The following is a 14364-nucleotide window of genomic DNA, read 5'->3' on the forward strand; positions in this document are numbered from 1 at the left end:
TCCGACCGACCGAACGTTCATGCACTTGTCCGCAGAACGGACAGTGACCGGACAGTCGCTAGCCCGACTGGGGGAAACTTACCGCCCTTGTACATCCACCCGTTAGCATCCGCACATTTGTTCGTTCCTGCGCGTCCCGATCGGGCGAAGAACACGTCTCACCATTCAAGTCCACAAGACGAGTGAGGTCGCCAGCGATGAGCACAGAGGGTCTCTCGATGCCAGGTATCTCGGTGGGCGGCTCCGGAGCGGACGCCGCCGACCGGATGCGCCGTGCCGCCGGGATCGTGTCGTTCGCCAAGATCAAACGTCCGGCGCTGGTCGCGCTGGGCATCGACACGCTCGCGATCTTCCTGGCGGCGCTCGACGTCTGGCTGGTGATCCCCGAGAAGGCCCAGCCGTACTCCATCTACCTGTCCGGCGCCGCGTGCCTCGGCCTCGCCTTCCGCCGCAAGCTGCCGTTCCTCGCGGTGATCGTCACCGTCCCCGGCTTCCTGGCGGGCTGGTCGCAGCTGGCCGCGATGATCGCCCTCGGCTTCCTCGCCACCCGCAAGCAGATGCACTGGCAGACCTGGACCGGGTTCGCGCTCGTCTTCACCTGCCGGTTCGTCCAGTGGCCGCTGGCCGACTTCGTCGAGCTCAGCTGGCGTGAACACGTCCTGGACGGGATCTACGGCGTCATCGTCGCCGGGATGCCGGTGGCCATCGGCCTGCTCATCGGAGCGCGGACCGAGATCTCACAGAAGCTGTCCGAACTCGCCGCCAGCCGCGACCGCGAACGCCGCTTCCACGCCGACGCCGTCCGCGCGGAGGAGCGCGCCCGCCTAGCGCGGGAGATGCACGACGTCGTCTCGCACCAGATCACGCTGATCGCGATGCAGGCCGGCGCGCTGCAGGCGCAGACCTCCGACGCCCGGTCGCTGGAGACCGCGCAGGTCATCCGGAAGCTGAGCACCAAGACGCTGGAAGAGCTGCGCTCACTCGTGAGCGTGCTCCGCTCGGGCTCCGAGGAAGACGGGCCGCGGCCGGGGATCAACGAACTCGACCGGCTGATCCGCGGCTCGGACGTCCCGGTGCACCTGACCGTCGAACGGATCCCCGAGCTGCTGCCCAGCCAGATCTCGGCGGCGGCCTACCGGACCGTGCAGGAATGCCTGACCAACGTGCACAAGCACGCACCGGGCGCCACCGCGACCATCCGGATCCAGGGCGAGCACGGTTCGCTCAAGGTCGAAATACGCAATGAGCGCGCTCGGACCCCCGGTGCGGCCCTGCCCTCGGGAGGGCACGGGCTGACCGGGCTGGCCGAACGCGCTCGACTGCTGGGTGGGAGCTTCGAGACCGCCGACACCGAGGACGGCGGGTTCCGGGTGCGTGCCCGGTACCCGCTCGACCGGTGACCAGCCGTCGGCGGAGCTGCGCTGAACCCGCCTGGCCGAAGGCCCCGCTATCCCGGCGGCAGGGCGCACCCACCACCTGTCGCTGGCATGCCAGCCTGGCGCCCTGGCGACGGGATCGCGGCCGCGGGCTCAGCCCCGAAATAGCAGAGTTCTAGATCTCCCGGCGCTGGCGCAACCGCTCCAGCGCCTCGGCGAGGATGGCCTCGCCGTCGGCGTCCGAACGCCGTTCCTTCACGTACGCCAGGTGAGTCTTGTAGGGCTCGGTCCGCGGCGCGGCAGGCGGGTTCTTCTCGTCCTGCCCACCGGGGAGCCCGCAGCGCGGGCAGTCCCACTCGTCGGGAATCTCGGCGTCCATCGAGAACGAGGGCTGTGCCTCGTGCCCGTTGGCGCACCAGTAGGAAATGCGGCGCCGCGGCGCCGACTCACCCCGCTCCGATTCGCCCGAAGGCCCGGCACCCACACGGGTGCCCCGAATCGCGTTACCGCCAACCATGAATCCTCACACCTATAGGGATCGGCGGCGCGCCCCCCATAGGCACGCCGAAACACCTGGATCGATCAGACCTTGAGCAGGAGCCCGAGGCCGATGATGCTGATCAGCCACACCGCGCCCAGCAGCAGCGTGATCCGGTCGAGGTTCTTCTCGGCCACGCTCGAACCGGACAGGCTGGACTGCATGCCGCCACCGAACAGCGAAGACAGACCGCCACCACGGCCGCGGTGCAGCAGCACGGCTACCACCAGGAAAAAGCTGGAGGCGATCAACAGGATTTGCAGGAACAGCTTCATGTCATCCTCTGCGCTCTTGGAGAATGCAGGAAAACGGTGTGCCACCGACAGCTTGTGACTGTCAGCACACACCGTACTCCTGGACTCGTCCACTGCTGTGTGACGGACCGGATACCCAGGTTACCCGGTAGGTGCCCCGATCAGGGCAGGGGCCCGCCCGCGGCGAGTGCGCAGAGTTTGGTGAACTCGTCACCATCCAGGCTGGCACCACCGACGAGCGCACCATCGATGTTCTCGCAGGCCACGAGGTCACTGATGTTGTTGGCCTTGGCCGAGCCCCCGTAGAGCACGCGGACCGAGGACGCGACCTCGGCGCCGTACTTCTCGGCGAGGGTGGCGCGGATGGCTCCGCACACCTCCTCGGCGTCGGCCGGGGTCGCGACCTTGCCGGTCCCGATGGCCCAGACCGGCTCGTAGGCGACGACGACGTCCTTGACCTGCTCGTTCTTGAGCCCCTTCAGGCCCTCGACCAGCTGGGTCGTGGTGTGGGTGATGTGCTCGCCCGCCTCGCGGACCTCGAGCTTCTCCCCCACGCACAGGATCGGCGTGATGCCGTGCTTGAGCGCGGCCTTGACCTTCTTGTTGACCAGTTCGTCGGACTCGCCGTGGTACTCACGCCGCTCCGAGTGCCCGACGGTGACGAAGCTGCAGCCCAGCTTCGCCAGCATCGGGCCCGACACGTCACCGGTGTAGGCACCGGAGTCGTGCGGCGACAGGTCCTGGGCGCCGTAGGTGAGCGACAGCTTGTCGCCGTCGGTCAGCGTCTGGACGCTGCGGATGTCGGTGAACGGCGGCAGGACCGCGACGTCGACCTTCGCGTAGTACTTCTCCGGCAGGGCGAAGGCGATCTTCTGAACCAGCGCGATGGCTTCGAGGTGGTTCTGGTTCATCTTCCAGTTGCCGGCGATGAGCGGTTTGCGCGCCACTAGTCGTTCTCTCCCAGCACAGCGACTCCGGGCAGTTCCTTGCCCTCCAGGTACTCCAGCGACGCGCCGCCGCCGGTCGAGATGTGCGAGAAGCCGTCCTCGGGCAGGCCCAGCCGCCGCACGGCCGCGGCGGAGTCCCCGCCGCCGACCACGGTGAAGGCGTCGCTCTTGACCAGCGCTTCGGCCACGGCACGGGTACCGCCGGCGAAGGACTCGAACTCGAACACGCCCATCGGGCCGTTCCAGAACACGGTCGCGGCGTCGGCCAGCTTGCCCGCGAACAGCTCACGCGACTTCGGGCCGATGTCGAGGCCCATGCGGCCGGCCGGGATGGCCGTCGCGTCGACGACGTCGAACTCCGCGTCGGCCGCGAAGCCCGTCGCGGCGAGGACGTCCACCGGCAGGATGAGCTCGACGCCGCGCTTCTCCGCCTCGGCGAGGAAGCCGCGGACCTGGTCGAGCTGGTCCTCCTGCAGCAGCGAGTTGCCGACCTCGTGGCCCTGGGCCTTGAGGAAGGTGTACGCCATGCCGCCGCCGATGAGCAGCCTGTCGACCTTGGTCAGCAGGTTGGCGATCACGCCCAGCTTGTCCGACACCTTCGCGCCGCCGAGGACGACGACGTACGGCCGGGCGAGGTCCTCGGTCAGCTTCTTGAGGACGTCGACCTCGGCCAGCACGAGGCCGCCCGCGTACGCCGGGAGCGCACGCGCGATCTCGTAGACCGAGGCCTGCTTGCGGTGCACGACACCGAAGCCGTCGGAGACGAACGCGCCGCCCGGGACGAGCGCGGCCAGCTCGGCGGCCAGTTCCTGACGCTCCGCCTCGACCTTGCTGGTCTCGCGCGCGTCGAAGCGCACGTTCTCCAACAGGGCCACCTGACCGTCGGTCAGGCCCGCGACGGTGGCCTTGGCGGACTCGCCGGCCAGGTCACCCGCCAGCGGGACGTCGACGCCGAGCAGCTCGGTGAGCTTCGCGGCGACCGGCGCGAGCGAGAACTTCGGGTCCGGCTCGCCCTTCGGACGGCCGAGGTGCGCCGTGACGACCACCTTCGCGCCCGCCTCGGCGAGACGCTTGAGGGTCGGCAGGGCCGCGCGGACACGGCCGTCGTCGGTGATGGTCTCCCCGTCGAGCGGGACGTTCAGGTCGGAACGCACGAGTACGTACCGGCCCGAAACGTCCCCGCTCAGCAGGTCTTCGAGGTTCTTCAGCGCCATCGGTCAGGAAAGCTTGTTGCCGACGAGCTTGACGAGGTCGGCGAGGCGGTTGGAGTAGCCCCACTCGTTGTCGTACCAGCCGACGACCTTGACCTGGTTGCCGATGACCTTGGTCAGCGGCGCGTCGTAGATGCAGGACGCCGGGTCGGTGACGATGTCGGCCGAGACGATCGGGTCGTCGCTGTAGCGCAGGATGCCGGCCAGGGGGCCCTCGGCGGCGGCCTTGTACGCGGCGTTGATCTCCTCGAGGGTCGCGCTCTTGGTCAGCGAGACGGTGAGGTCGGTGGCCGAGCCGGTCGGGACCGGGACGCGGACCGCGTAGCCGTCGAGCTTGCCGTTGAGCTCCGGCAGGACCAGGCCGATGGCCTTGGCGGCACCGGTCGAGGTCGGGACCATCGACAGCGCGGCGGCGCGGGCGCGGCGCAGGTCCTTGTGCGGGGCGTCCTGCAGGTTCTGGTCCTGCGTGTACGCGTGGATCGTGGTCATCAGGCCCTGCTCGATGCCGAAGGCGTCGTTGAGGACCTTGGCCAGCGGGCCGAGGCAGTTGGTGGTGCAGGACGCGTTCGAGATGATGGTCTGCGAACCGTCGTACTTGTCGTCGTTGACGCCCAGCACCACGGTCAGGTCCTCGCCCTTGGCGGGCGCGGAGATGATGACCTTCTTGGCGCCGCCGGCGATGTGCGCCTTGGCGGCGTCGCCGTTGGTGAAGAAACCGGTCGACTCGACGACGACGTCCACACCCAGGTCGCCCCAGGGCAGGTTGGCCGGGTCGCGCTCGGCGAGGGCCTTGATCGTCTTGCCGTCGACGACGATGCCCTCGTCGCTGACGCTGACCTCGCCCGGGAAGCGGCCGAGGATGGAGTCGTACTTCAGCAGGTGGGCCATGGTGGCGACGTCGCCGAGGTCGTTGAACGCGACCACCTCGATGTCGTGACCGGCGGCCTGCACGGCCCGGAAGAAGTTGCGGCCGATGCGGCCGAAGCCGTTGACACCTACGCGAACCGTCACTGCTGCCACTCCCTTGAGACTCGTCCGGGATCGCCCCGGTAAGACGTCCTTTACTCGGGCGCAACCCTAGCGTGCGTGCTCGGGCGACCCTCTTTGCCCTGACGAGACTTCCACCACTCGGTGGGTCAGGTCAAGAATCGATTAAGTGCGTCGCTACCAGGATGTCTTGGGAAAACTCTCAGCTTTGTTGTGCTAGCCGTCGCTCCAGCGGGGTGCGCATCCGTGGCGTGACTCGCACCTCTCCGAACCACTCGGCCAGGTGGTTCGCCTCCGCCTCGACGGCCCGTTCGACGTCCGAGCCGACGTCCTCCAGGAGGTGATGGACGACTTCGCCGTCCTGACGCTGTGCCCAGCCGCCGACGATCCGGCCGTCGGCCCAGACGGTGGGCCCGATGTTGCCGGTGCCGTCGAACAGCGGCGCGCGGTGCGGGCCGAGGTACCAGTCCCGTTCGATCCAGCCCATCGCCGTCGGGTCGAGGGACGGGAGCAGCGCGACCCAGGGCGCGGGCTCCGCGACCGGCTCCAGATCGTCGGCGAGCAGCACGCCGGGGACGCCGTCCAGGTCGACCTCGATCGGCTGAACAGCGGCGAGCGCCTTCTTCGTCTGCCCGACCGTCCAGCCCGTCCACCACCGCAGGTCCGCGATCGGCGCCGGGCCGTAGGCGAAGAGCCACCGGCGGGCGAGCTCGGCCCTGGCCTCGTCGGCGTCCCACTCGGCGAGGCCCTGGGGCAGCCAGTCCCCCATCGTGGCCCAGTAGTGCTGGCTGCTGATCCAGCTCCCGCGCGGGCGGCCGCGGACGATACGGCCGTCGACCGCGAGCTGGAACAGGACCCGGCTGGTGACGTTGGCGATCGCCTCGTACGGCTTTCCCTTCGCCATCAGGAGTCGCTGTTTGAGGCGGGGCTCGTCCTGCGAGAGTTGTTGTGCCGTGGCGGAACCGCGGGCCTTCAGGGCGCGCTCGGTCGCGTCCTCGACCTCGGCCAGCCAGCGGTCCGGCTCGGGCACGTTCTCCGGGTGTCCCTGCGTGCCGAGATGCTGTTCGAGCAGGCGGCGCTGTTTCTTGGCGATGTCCGCCGAGCACGCCGCCTGGACCAGTGCCGCGTTCTCGTGCCCGACCACGAAGACCGTGCGGCGCATGCCGAGCATCCGCACCAGCGCGCGCTCGTCGTAGAGAGCGTGTTCCACGTCCGTGACGCCGGCGCGTTTGAGCCGGGCCCACGTCGAGAGGTGGACCGTCGCCGGATCCGTGGCGTGCAGCGCGACGACCGCGTCCGCCACGGCGTGCACCGACGAGGCGGGCGTGGCCAGGTGGTGGCGCGCGGCGAGGCGGGCGCGGCGCTGCCGGACGTCGATCTTGGGGGTCACGGATCGGTTCTACCACCGGGCCCCGACAGAACCCCGGGATCAGTCCGCGTGCGGCCTGATCGCGTGCGTGGCGTCGGCACCGCAGACGAGGACGTTGACCGACGAACCCGCCAGCTCCCAGCCGGGACCGTCGTCCGGCTGCTCGCAGGGGCACTCGTCGTCCTGGCTCTCCGAGCTTTCCAAGGCCAGCAGGAGTTCGAGTCCGGCACCGCACTCCGGACAGGTCAGCGGGAACCCATCGGGGCCGGACGTCCACCAGAAGTTCAGGCCGCCGAGCTTGGACCCGGTGGCCAGCGGAGGCCAGGCGTCCTCGGCTTCGTCATCGACGAATTCGCCATGCTCGTCGACGAAGGGCAGCGTCGCCCGGAGTTCGGCGGGCAGCTCCGACGGGCGCGGGTGGTCGATGACCTCGCAGGGCGCGAACGAGCAGGGCCGCGCGGGCAGGTATTCGTAGTGGTCGGCCTGGAACGGCTCGGGCGGGCTCTCGAGCAGATCGGTCACTCCGGCGGAATTCCGCCAGACCACCTGGACACCCGGCCCCCAGTAGCCGGGGCCGTCGTGGGGATCCGGGCAGAACAGCACCTGCAGCAGGTCGGTGCCGCCGGGAAACGGCAGTTTCGGGAAGTCTCGCCGGAAGAACTGCGCCACACCCGCCAGCGGCATCGGCTTGTCGACGGGGTGTGCCGCTTCCAATTCGGCCGCCGGGGTATGGATCACGCCCGGCGCCGACTCGTTCCGCGCGGTGTCGAGACAGTGCGGCCAGGGCTCGCCGACGGGCCACAGCAACGGTCCGCCGATATGGCTGTCGCGCGCTGTCGGCGTACCCGCCCGGGGATGCAGCCGGACGGCTGCCCGGGTGAACGGGGTGAGGTCGGGGATTCCCTCGCCGGTTCTCGGCGGATCCGAAGGCATGCCGAGGATGCTAGAGATCGGGCAGTGGGCTTCGGGCGGGTTTCGGTGTTTCCTCACCGAGTGGCCGGGCGCACGACGCCGAAACCGCCGCGCGCCCGGCTCCCCCTCAGACCCGTTCCAGCTCGAAGACCGGGATGACCCGGGTGGTCTTGCGCTGGTACTCGGCGAACTGCGGCATGAGGGTGGACTGCCTGCCGTAGACGTCGTCGCGCTCGGTGCCGGTGAGCACCCGCGCGCGGACCGGGAAGGTCTCGGTGCCGAGTTCGACCTTGGTGTCCGGGTGGGCCACCAGGTTGTGGAACCACGCCGGGTTGTCGTCGGCGCCGCCCTTGCTGGCGAAGATGTAGATCCGGTCGCCCTCCAGGAGCGGGACGAGCGGCGCGATCCGCTCCTTGCCGGACTTCGCGCCGGTGTGGTGGACGAGGACCAGCGGGAAGCCTTCGAACATGCCGCCCGCCTTGCCCCCGGTCTCGCGGAACTCGGCGATCACCTTGCGGTTGATCCCGTCGAAGTCGAAGTCGATCGTTTCAGCCATGACCCTGATCGTATGACGCGTCGAGTGACCACATCGATGCCTGAAATCGCCATGGACATATCCATCTGTCGCACTACCATCGGCAGCATGGACCTCTTGGCCGAAACGCTCGCCGTCGGCGGCGTCCGGGGCGCCGCCGGGGCCCGGATCGAGGGGTCCGGACCGTGGGGAATCCTCTGGCACCGCATCGCGGGCGCGGCCTTCTATGCCATCACCTGCGGGACGGCCTGGCTGGATCTTCCCGGCCACCCACCGCGGCAGCTCATGCCCGGCGACGTCGTCCTCCTGCCGAACGGGCCGGAGCACACCCTGCGCAGCGCCCCGGACGCCCCGATCCTTCCCCAGCTCTGCACGGCGGCGGAGCGGGCGCGGAAATGCGGCGGCGTGCTGCGCCTCGGCACCGGGGAGGTGCAGACCCACGTCCTCGGCGCGTCCTACGACTACGACCCGGCGGTGTCCATCCAGGTGCTCGCCACGCTGCCGGACGTGGTGCACATCCGCGCGAACCGCGGCGGCGACGGGCTGGACGACACCGTCCGGCTGCTGTCACGGGAACTGGCCAGTCCGCAGATCGCCACCGACTTCGTTCTGAACCGGCTGGTCGACATCCTCCTGGTCCAGTTGCTCCGGGTGTGGCGGACCGAGAAACCGGCCGAGGCGCGGGGAACCTGGCTCGGCGTGCTGGGCGATCCGCTGGTCAGCGTGGCCCTGGCCAAGATCCACGAGGACCCGGCGAAACCGTGGACGACCGATCTGCTCGCGGCGGAACTGGCGACCTCGCGCAGCACACTCACCCGCCGTTTCCGCGAAACGACCGGCCGGACTCCCGGCGACTACCTGACCCAGTGGCGGATGGACCTGGCCGCTGTCCGGCTCCGCGACACCGACGAGACGGTGGACAGCATCGCCCACTCGGTCGGCTACACGTCGGTGTTCGCGTTCAGCCGGGCTTTCCGGCGCGCGCGGCGCCAGGCCCCCGGGCAGTACCGCACCTCGGCCCGGGAGGGGATCAGGACGGCCGAGTGACCGGAACGACGTCGAGAAGTTCTTTCAGGCCTTCGAAATCCTGTGGATTGGTGGTGTACAGCGGCATCCGGTGCGCGATGGCCACGCTGGCGATCATCAGATCGGCCACCCGGCGGCGGGGCGTCCTGCCCATCGCGAGCACGGACGCCGACACCCTGCCGAAGATCCGTGCCGCTTCGGTGCCGAAGGGCAGCGGGTCGAACTCCGACTCCACCCGTTGCAGCAGATCCGTGCGCCGGGCCCGTTCGGCCGGGTCTTCGGCGTAGTGCGGGCCCGCCGACAGTTCGGCGAGCGTGATCGTGCTGATCGACATCAGATCCGGCAGCTGGGCGTGATCGATCGCCCGCCGGAGGATGAGGATGTTCGTGTCGAGCAGGCCGTGGACCTCAGCGGCCATAGGGATCGTCCGCCTCCCCTTCGAGAGCGTCGTCGAGGTCCGCGCGGAACCTGTCCGGGTCGATGAGCGGAGCGTTCGCCGAGACGGCGGCGAACTGGTCACGGGACACGGCGTGCCGCCGACACAGCGGGACCAGCTGGGCGATGGGCGAGCCGCTACGTGTCACGGTGAAGCTTTCACCGTGCTCGACCGCGTCCATGATCTCGCCGGACCGATTCCGGAGATCACGCTGGGAGATCTCGTGCTGGACGCTCATACTCGCACTCTAACACCTTGTGCCCCTGTGTGCCACCGCGTGCCACACACCCGTCAGGCTGTCTCCTCTTCCTGCTCAGGCTCGTCGGCAGGCCGGGTGAACAGCCTCGTCGCCGAAAGCCGCGCGACGCCGTCCGGCTCCCCGAGTTCGTCGGTCGCGTTCCGGATCGTCGCGTCGACGGACAGGTACTTGCGGCCCGCCCGCAGATCCGCGTCGTTGCGCAGCCGCACGATCAACGGGAACTCGCTCAGCGCGCCGGCGTCGAACAGGCCGGTGGTGTAGATCAGCTGGACACCCAGCGCCTCCGCGACCGCGCGCTGCAACTCCAGCAGGTACCCGGCCGACGCGCGGCCGATCGGGTTGTCGAGGAACAGCACGCCGGAATGCCGGTTGCGGGCCTTGCCCCGGTTGTTCGCCCGCAGCGCCGCCAGGGTGCAGTACAGGATGATCGCCGCGGTCAGCTGCTGCCCGCCGGAGAACACGTCCCGGATCTCGGAAACCCGCTGCCGCTCGGTCCGCAGCACGGAGTCCGGCTTCAGCATGTCGACCCGGAAACCCTTGGGCGCGGCGGCCTGCACGCCCCGCAGCACGAGCGAAAGCCCGTCCCGCTTGACGTCCCGGCCGTCCGAGGTCTTCCCGATCGCGGCCTCGTCGACGACCTCGCCCAGCTTCTCGGCGAGCACGTTCTCCTCGAGTTCGGTGAAGCGGATCCGCAGGAACTCCTGGCCCGACCAGTCGCCGAGGCCGTCCGGCAGCCGCGAAACCCGTTGCGCGGCACGGAGAGTGCGCAACGCGCCGTCGACCATGCCCTGCAGGCGCGTGATGATGCCGCCGCGGTGCCGGTCGATCTGCGCGAGGTCGTCGGTCAGCGTGCGCAGCCGCGGCCGCAGTGCCTCGGCCCATTCCGCGGCGTGGGCGGGCAGCTGGTCGCGGCGGACCGAGATCACCTGCTGCCGCACCGGTGTGCTGAGCTTCTCGAACCGTTTGTCCGTGGCGTACTGCGCCAGCTGGTCGGCCGCGGCCCGCACCCGGCGGTCGCCCGCGTCGGCGGCGTCCTGCGCGTCGGTGAGCGCGGTGTTGAGCCGGGAGTGCTTGGCCCGCGCGGATTCGACGTCGCCGTCGAACGCCGCCTCGTCGTCTTCTTTGGCCAGCAGATGCGCCATCGACTCGGCCAGCAGGCCGAACCCGGACGCGGACGTCTTCGCGGACTCCAGTGTCGCTTCCGCGGCCGCACGGCGTTCCTGGAGTTCTTCCCATTTCCGCGCGGCGGCGGACACTTCGAGACCGGCGTCGTCGATCAGCGCCAGGCCGTGCTCGATGTCCTTCGGCCGTGCGTCGGAGGACATCGCGGCCAGGGCCGACGGCTGCTCCGGGAGCTGGCTCAGTTCCGCCTTGCGGGTCGCGACGAGACCGACGATCTCGGTGCGTTCCTCCTCCAGCACCGCGACCGCGCGGTTCGCCCGCGCCTGCGCGGCCGCCCGCGCCGAAGCGTCGGAACCGTCCGGCGTCTCCAGCAGCACCGAGGCCCGCTCACGGACGGCGTCGTCCAGCGCTTCGAGGGCCGCCCGCGCGGACGCCTCCACGCTCTCGGCCTGGTCGAGTTCGGCCCGGAGGTCGCTGCCGACCTCGACCTTCGCGTACGCCTCGGAAGCCGACGCGAAAGTACGCCGCAAAGCGTCCACCGGTTCGGCGGGCGCGGGATCGTCCTCGGTGACGTCGCTCGATCCCGGGACCTCGGCCAGCTCCGACTTCGCGGTCGTCGCCGTGCGCCGGTGCCCGTCGGCGGTGCGCTGTTCCTCACCGGCCTGCTCACGCAGCCGGGAAGCCTTCGTCGCGGCCTCGGACGCCGTCGTCTCGGCCCGCTCGGCGGTCTCCGTCGCGCGCTCGACGTCGTCCGTCCACTCGGGGATCTTCGCGGCGCGCGTGGCGAGTGTTTCCAGGCCGCGGGCCCGCTCCCCCGCCTCGGCCGAAGCCGTGCGCAGCTCGGGAACCCGCTCCCGCAGCCCGGTCGCCTTCTCACCGAGCCGCTGGAATTCCTTTTCCGCCTGATCCAACGCGGTCCGCGCGGTCTCGTGCGCGGTGCGCGCGGTCTGCAGCTGCTCGGCCAGCGTCGCGATGCTGCCGGGCGGGTAGTCCTCGCGCCAGGTCTTGAGTTTCCACGACAACGCGCTGTCGTCGGCGAGTGACGTCGTCAGCGCCTCCAGGCGGCGCTGACGTTCGGAGTGTCGGAGGGCGATCGCCTCGCGCTCGGCGTCGGCGGCTTCCTCGTCGTACATCGCGGGGTTGGGCGGCACGAGGAACTCGATGCCCGCCTCGCCCGGCAGGCGGTCGGTCGTGGTGGCCTCGGTGGTGGCGACCGGGATGATCGTGCTGGGCAGCAGACGCCGTTCGGCCAGGACCTTCTCGGCGAGCCGGACCTGTTCCGGCTCGTTGAGCAGGATCCCCGAGACCAGCTGGGGCGCGCGGGCCAGCACGGCCGCCCGCCGCTTCTTGTCCAAAGTAGACAGATAACGCCAGCCGGACCACGCGTTCATCCCGGCGGCTTCCAGCGCGTCCAGCGCGGCCTGGACCTCTTCGGGGGCGGGCAGGAGGCCACCCGAACCGAGCGCGGTGAGCGCGCGCTCGTCGACGGATTCCTCCATCCGCAGCGCGGTCTGTTCCTTCTCCGCCGCCGAACCCGCCTCGCGCAGCCGTTCCAGCAGCACCGGAAGATCAGTCTCCAGCGCGACGTCGTCCGCGCCGAGGAGTTCGCTCAGCCGCGGTTCGACGGCGAGCGCGTCGGTGCGCCGGTTGGCCCTGTCGAGTTCTTCGGCCGCGCGTTCCAGCCTGTCCTTTGTGGACCCCGTGAGCCGGTGCGCGTCGTTGACGGCGCCCTGCGCGGACCGCAGATCCTCCGCCACGCGTTCGAGTTCCTGCTCACGGCGGACGAGTTCCGCGGCGGTCGTCTCGGCTTCGGTCCGGGCCGCGCGCGCCGCCTCGGCGACGTCGGCCCCGGCCTTGAGCGCGCCGGACCGGACGGTTTCCGCGATCTCCTCGCGGATCTCCGCGATCCGCGCGCCCATGCCGCGGGCTTCCGCCCGGCGCGAGGCCGCGAGGTTCGCCGATTCGTCCCGTTCGGCTTGGGCTTTCTCCGCTTCGGCACGCAGGGCACCGACGTGGGCCTCGGCCTTCGCGGCCTGATCGGTGGCGTTCTTGGCCAGTGCCAGCAGTCCCCTGGCCAGTGCGGTGGCAGCGGAGTTGCGCGCCTTCAGCGCGGGCTGCGCCTTCTGCTCGCGATTCCCCACCAGCTCCCGGAAATCGCGGGCCTTGCGGGCGGCGTTGAGGTGGTTGAGCACGGTGGCGCATTCACGCCAGGCCTCGGCGGCGGTCTTGGCTTCGGCCAGTTCGCCGTCGATCCGCTTCTTGCTCTCCTGCGCCTCGTCGAGCCGCAGTTTCCCGACCAGGCGGCGGAGTTCGGTGACCCCGGCGGCGAGACGGCGGTGATCGCCCTCGGCCAGCTTCTCGGCGGACTTCACCTCGTCGACGTGCTGGTCGAGACCGCTCAGCCGCTCGTTCTCCAGCTTGTCGCGCGCGGCGACCTGACCGGCGAGCGTCCGCATCTCGGCGCGGGCCGCGTCGGCGAGCTTCCGCGACGCGGCGGCGACGCCTTCCTCCTCCGCCAGCGGCGTGAGCAGATCGAGCGCCCCGGCGACGAAATCCCGCTCGGACAACAGATCCCCGCGCTGGGCGAGGTTGTGCGCGTAGGTCGCGACGACCTCGGCGAGGTCCTTCGGCTCGTCTTCCGAGAGGACCGCGCGCAGCAGGAACTCGACGAACGCCTCGTCGGTGCTGAACGCGAAGGCGTCCGCCGCCTCGCCCTCGCCGGCGTTCATCGCGCGCTGGTACCGGAAAAGCTCGGTGTCGAGGCCGAGGCCGTCGAGCCGCGACGTCCATTCGTGGTGACGCCGGGTCCAGAACAGCTCCAGTTCCGGCTCGCCGCCGTGCACCTTGTCGAGCTGGTCGTGGAAACCGGACATCGTCAGCAGCCTGCCGTCCGACGTCAGCGGCAGCGTGTCCAGATCGAGCGAAGGCGTGGGGCGGAAGCAGTACCAGGAGTCGACGAGGTTCTCCGAGTCCGCCGACACCACGTGCCCGCGCCATTCCGACACCTTGCCGGTGATCACCCGGTGACCGGTCTCGACCTGCAGCCACTCCAGCACGACGTGCGAGACGTCCTTGGCGGCGACGAACTTTTCCAGCACCTTGGTGTTGGTCGTGCCGACGACCTGGCGGCGGCCGGGCAGCATGACCGAGAAGATCAGCTTGATCAGGACGGACTTTCCGCCGCCGTTCTCCAGGAACAGCACGCTCGCCGGGGACGGCCGCCGTGGCGGCCCCTCCCCCGCCAGGTGGATCCCGGCGCTGAACAGCGCGTCCTGCTTGGGCGCGGTGATGGCCGCGCCGACGCCGCTGAAGTCCAGCACGACGTCCTGGTACCGCGCGCCCGCCGGACCCACCGAGTGCAGGCGAACCCGCGAAAGCTCGTACATCGATTC

At 70.0% G+C, this 14364-nt stretch carries 13 protein-coding genes; 2 read left to right on the plus strand and 11 right to left on the minus strand.

Annotation, left to right across the window (positions count from 1 at the left end; all coding sequences use genetic code 11):
- The first annotated feature begins 197 nt into the window (after positions 1-197).
- Entirely contained in the window at positions 198-1400 is a 1203-nt protein-coding gene (locus tag IE302_RS09535; RefSeq protein ID WP_191253911.1) for a sensor histidine kinase, read from the plus strand.
- A gap of 151 nt (positions 1401-1551) precedes the next feature.
- Here the strand turns inward: IE302_RS09535 and IE302_RS09540 are convergent, their stop codons facing one another.
- The 8 genes from IE302_RS09540 to IE302_RS09575 form a co-directional block, all read right to left on the minus strand.
- Positions 1552-1893, minus strand: a complete 342-nt coding sequence (locus IE302_RS09540) for an RNA polymerase-binding protein RbpA (protein ID WP_034311760.1) — start codon at positions 1891-1893, stop codon at positions 1552-1554.
- 65 nt (positions 1894-1958) lie between these two features.
- Complete coding sequence (secG, locus tag IE302_RS09545) at positions 1959-2189, minus strand: preprotein translocase subunit SecG (RefSeq protein WP_005152283.1); 231 nt, start codon at positions 2187-2189, stop codon at positions 1959-1961.
- A gap of 140 nt (positions 2190-2329) precedes the next feature.
- Positions 2330-3115 carry a triose-phosphate isomerase gene (gene tpiA, locus IE302_RS09550; protein WP_191253913.1) on the minus strand — a complete coding sequence of 262 codons (786 nt, stop codon included), beginning with the start codon at positions 3113-3115 and terminating at the stop codon, positions 2330-2332.
- A complete protein-coding gene (locus IE302_RS09555; RefSeq protein WP_308436860.1) occupies positions 3115-4323 on the minus strand; it encodes a phosphoglycerate kinase in 1209 nt (402 codons plus the stop codon). Before IE302_RS09555 ends, tpiA begins: the two co-directional genes overlap by 1 nt.
- A gap of 9 nt (positions 4324-4332) precedes the next feature.
- A complete protein-coding gene (gene gap, locus IE302_RS09560) occupies positions 4333-5337 on the minus strand; it encodes a type I glyceraldehyde-3-phosphate dehydrogenase (protein WP_191253924.1) in 1005 nt (334 codons plus the stop codon).
- Positions 5338-5515: 178 nt separating this feature from the next.
- Entirely contained in the window at positions 5516-6703 is a 1188-nt protein-coding gene (locus tag IE302_RS09565; RefSeq protein WP_191253926.1) for a winged helix DNA-binding domain-containing protein, read from the minus strand.
- 39 nt (positions 6704-6742) lie between these two features.
- On the minus strand, positions 6743-7615 hold the full coding sequence (locus tag IE302_RS09570) for a hypothetical protein (protein WP_191253928.1): 873 nt from the start codon (positions 7613-7615) through the stop codon (positions 6743-6745).
- Between the two features lie 106 nt (positions 7616-7721).
- A complete protein-coding gene (locus tag IE302_RS09575) occupies positions 7722-8150 on the minus strand; it encodes a nitroreductase/quinone reductase family protein (RefSeq protein ID WP_191253933.1) in 429 nt (142 codons plus the stop codon).
- A gap of 87 nt (positions 8151-8237) precedes the next feature.
- Here IE302_RS09575 and IE302_RS09580 point away from each other — a divergent pair, with 87 nt between their 5' ends.
- Positions 8238-9176, plus strand: coding sequence for an AraC family transcriptional regulator (locus tag IE302_RS09580; protein WP_191253934.1), 939 nt, complete (start codon positions 8238-8240; stop codon positions 9174-9176).
- Here IE302_RS09580 and IE302_RS09585 read toward each other — a convergent pair.
- The 3 genes from IE302_RS09585 to IE302_RS09595 are packed head-to-tail and all read right to left on the minus strand — an operon-like array spanning position 9160 to position 14358.
- Positions 9160-9573: a type II toxin-antitoxin system VapC family toxin gene (locus IE302_RS09585; RefSeq protein WP_191253936.1), complete on the minus strand. Its 414-nt coding sequence runs from the start codon at positions 9571-9573 to the stop codon at positions 9160-9162. The two genes, IE302_RS09580 and IE302_RS09585, sit on opposite strands and share 17 nt — an antisense overlap.
- Complete coding sequence (locus IE302_RS09590; protein ID WP_093934251.1) at positions 9563-9829, minus strand: type II toxin-antitoxin system Phd/YefM family antitoxin; 267 nt, start codon at positions 9827-9829, stop codon at positions 9563-9565. The genes IE302_RS09585 and IE302_RS09590 overlap by 11 nt, the downstream gene beginning before the upstream one ends.
- A gap of 53 nt (positions 9830-9882) precedes the next feature.
- Complete coding sequence (locus IE302_RS09595; RefSeq protein WP_191253938.1) at positions 9883-14358, minus strand: hypothetical protein; 4476 nt, start codon at positions 14356-14358, stop codon at positions 9883-9885.
- Positions 14359-14364 lie beyond the last annotated feature (6 nt).

Origin of the sequence: Amycolatopsis oliviviridis, assembly GCF_014654365.1 — a bacterium.
Lineage (GTDB): Bacteria > Actinomycetota > Actinomycetes > Mycobacteriales > Pseudonocardiaceae > Amycolatopsis > Amycolatopsis oliviviridis.

Coding starts and splice junctions, on each gene's coding strand:
- IE302_RS09585 (WP_191253936.1), bottom strand. CDS start 9,573: ATGGCCGCTGAGGTCCACGGCCTGCTCGACACGAACATCCTCATCCTC.
- IE302_RS09590 (WP_093934251.1), bottom strand. CDS start 9,829: ATGAGCGTCCAGCACGAGATCTCCCAGCGTGATCTCCGGAATCGGTCC.
- IE302_RS09595 (WP_191253938.1), bottom strand. CDS start 14,358: ATGTACGAGCTTTCGCGGGTTCGCCTGCACTCGGTGGGTCCGGCGGGC.
- IE302_RS09540 (WP_034311760.1), bottom strand. CDS start 1,893: ATGGTTGGCGGTAACGCGATTCGGGGCACCCGTGTGGGTGCCGGGCCT.
- secG (WP_005152283.1), bottom strand. CDS start 2,189: ATGAAGCTGTTCCTGCAAATCCTGTTGATCGCCTCCAGCTTTTTCCTG.
- IE302_RS09570 (WP_191253928.1), bottom strand. CDS start 7,615: ATGCCTTCGGATCCGCCGAGAACCGGCGAGGGAATCCCCGACCTCACC.
- IE302_RS09535 (WP_191253911.1), top strand. CDS start 198: ATGAGCACAGAGGGTCTCTCGATGCCAGGTATCTCGGTGGGCGGCTCC.
- IE302_RS09580 (WP_191253934.1), top strand. CDS start 8,238: ATGGACCTCTTGGCCGAAACGCTCGCCGTCGGCGGCGTCCGGGGCGCC.
- IE302_RS09575 (WP_191253933.1), bottom strand. CDS start 8,150: ATGGCTGAAACGATCGACTTCGACTTCGACGGGATCAACCGCAAGGTG.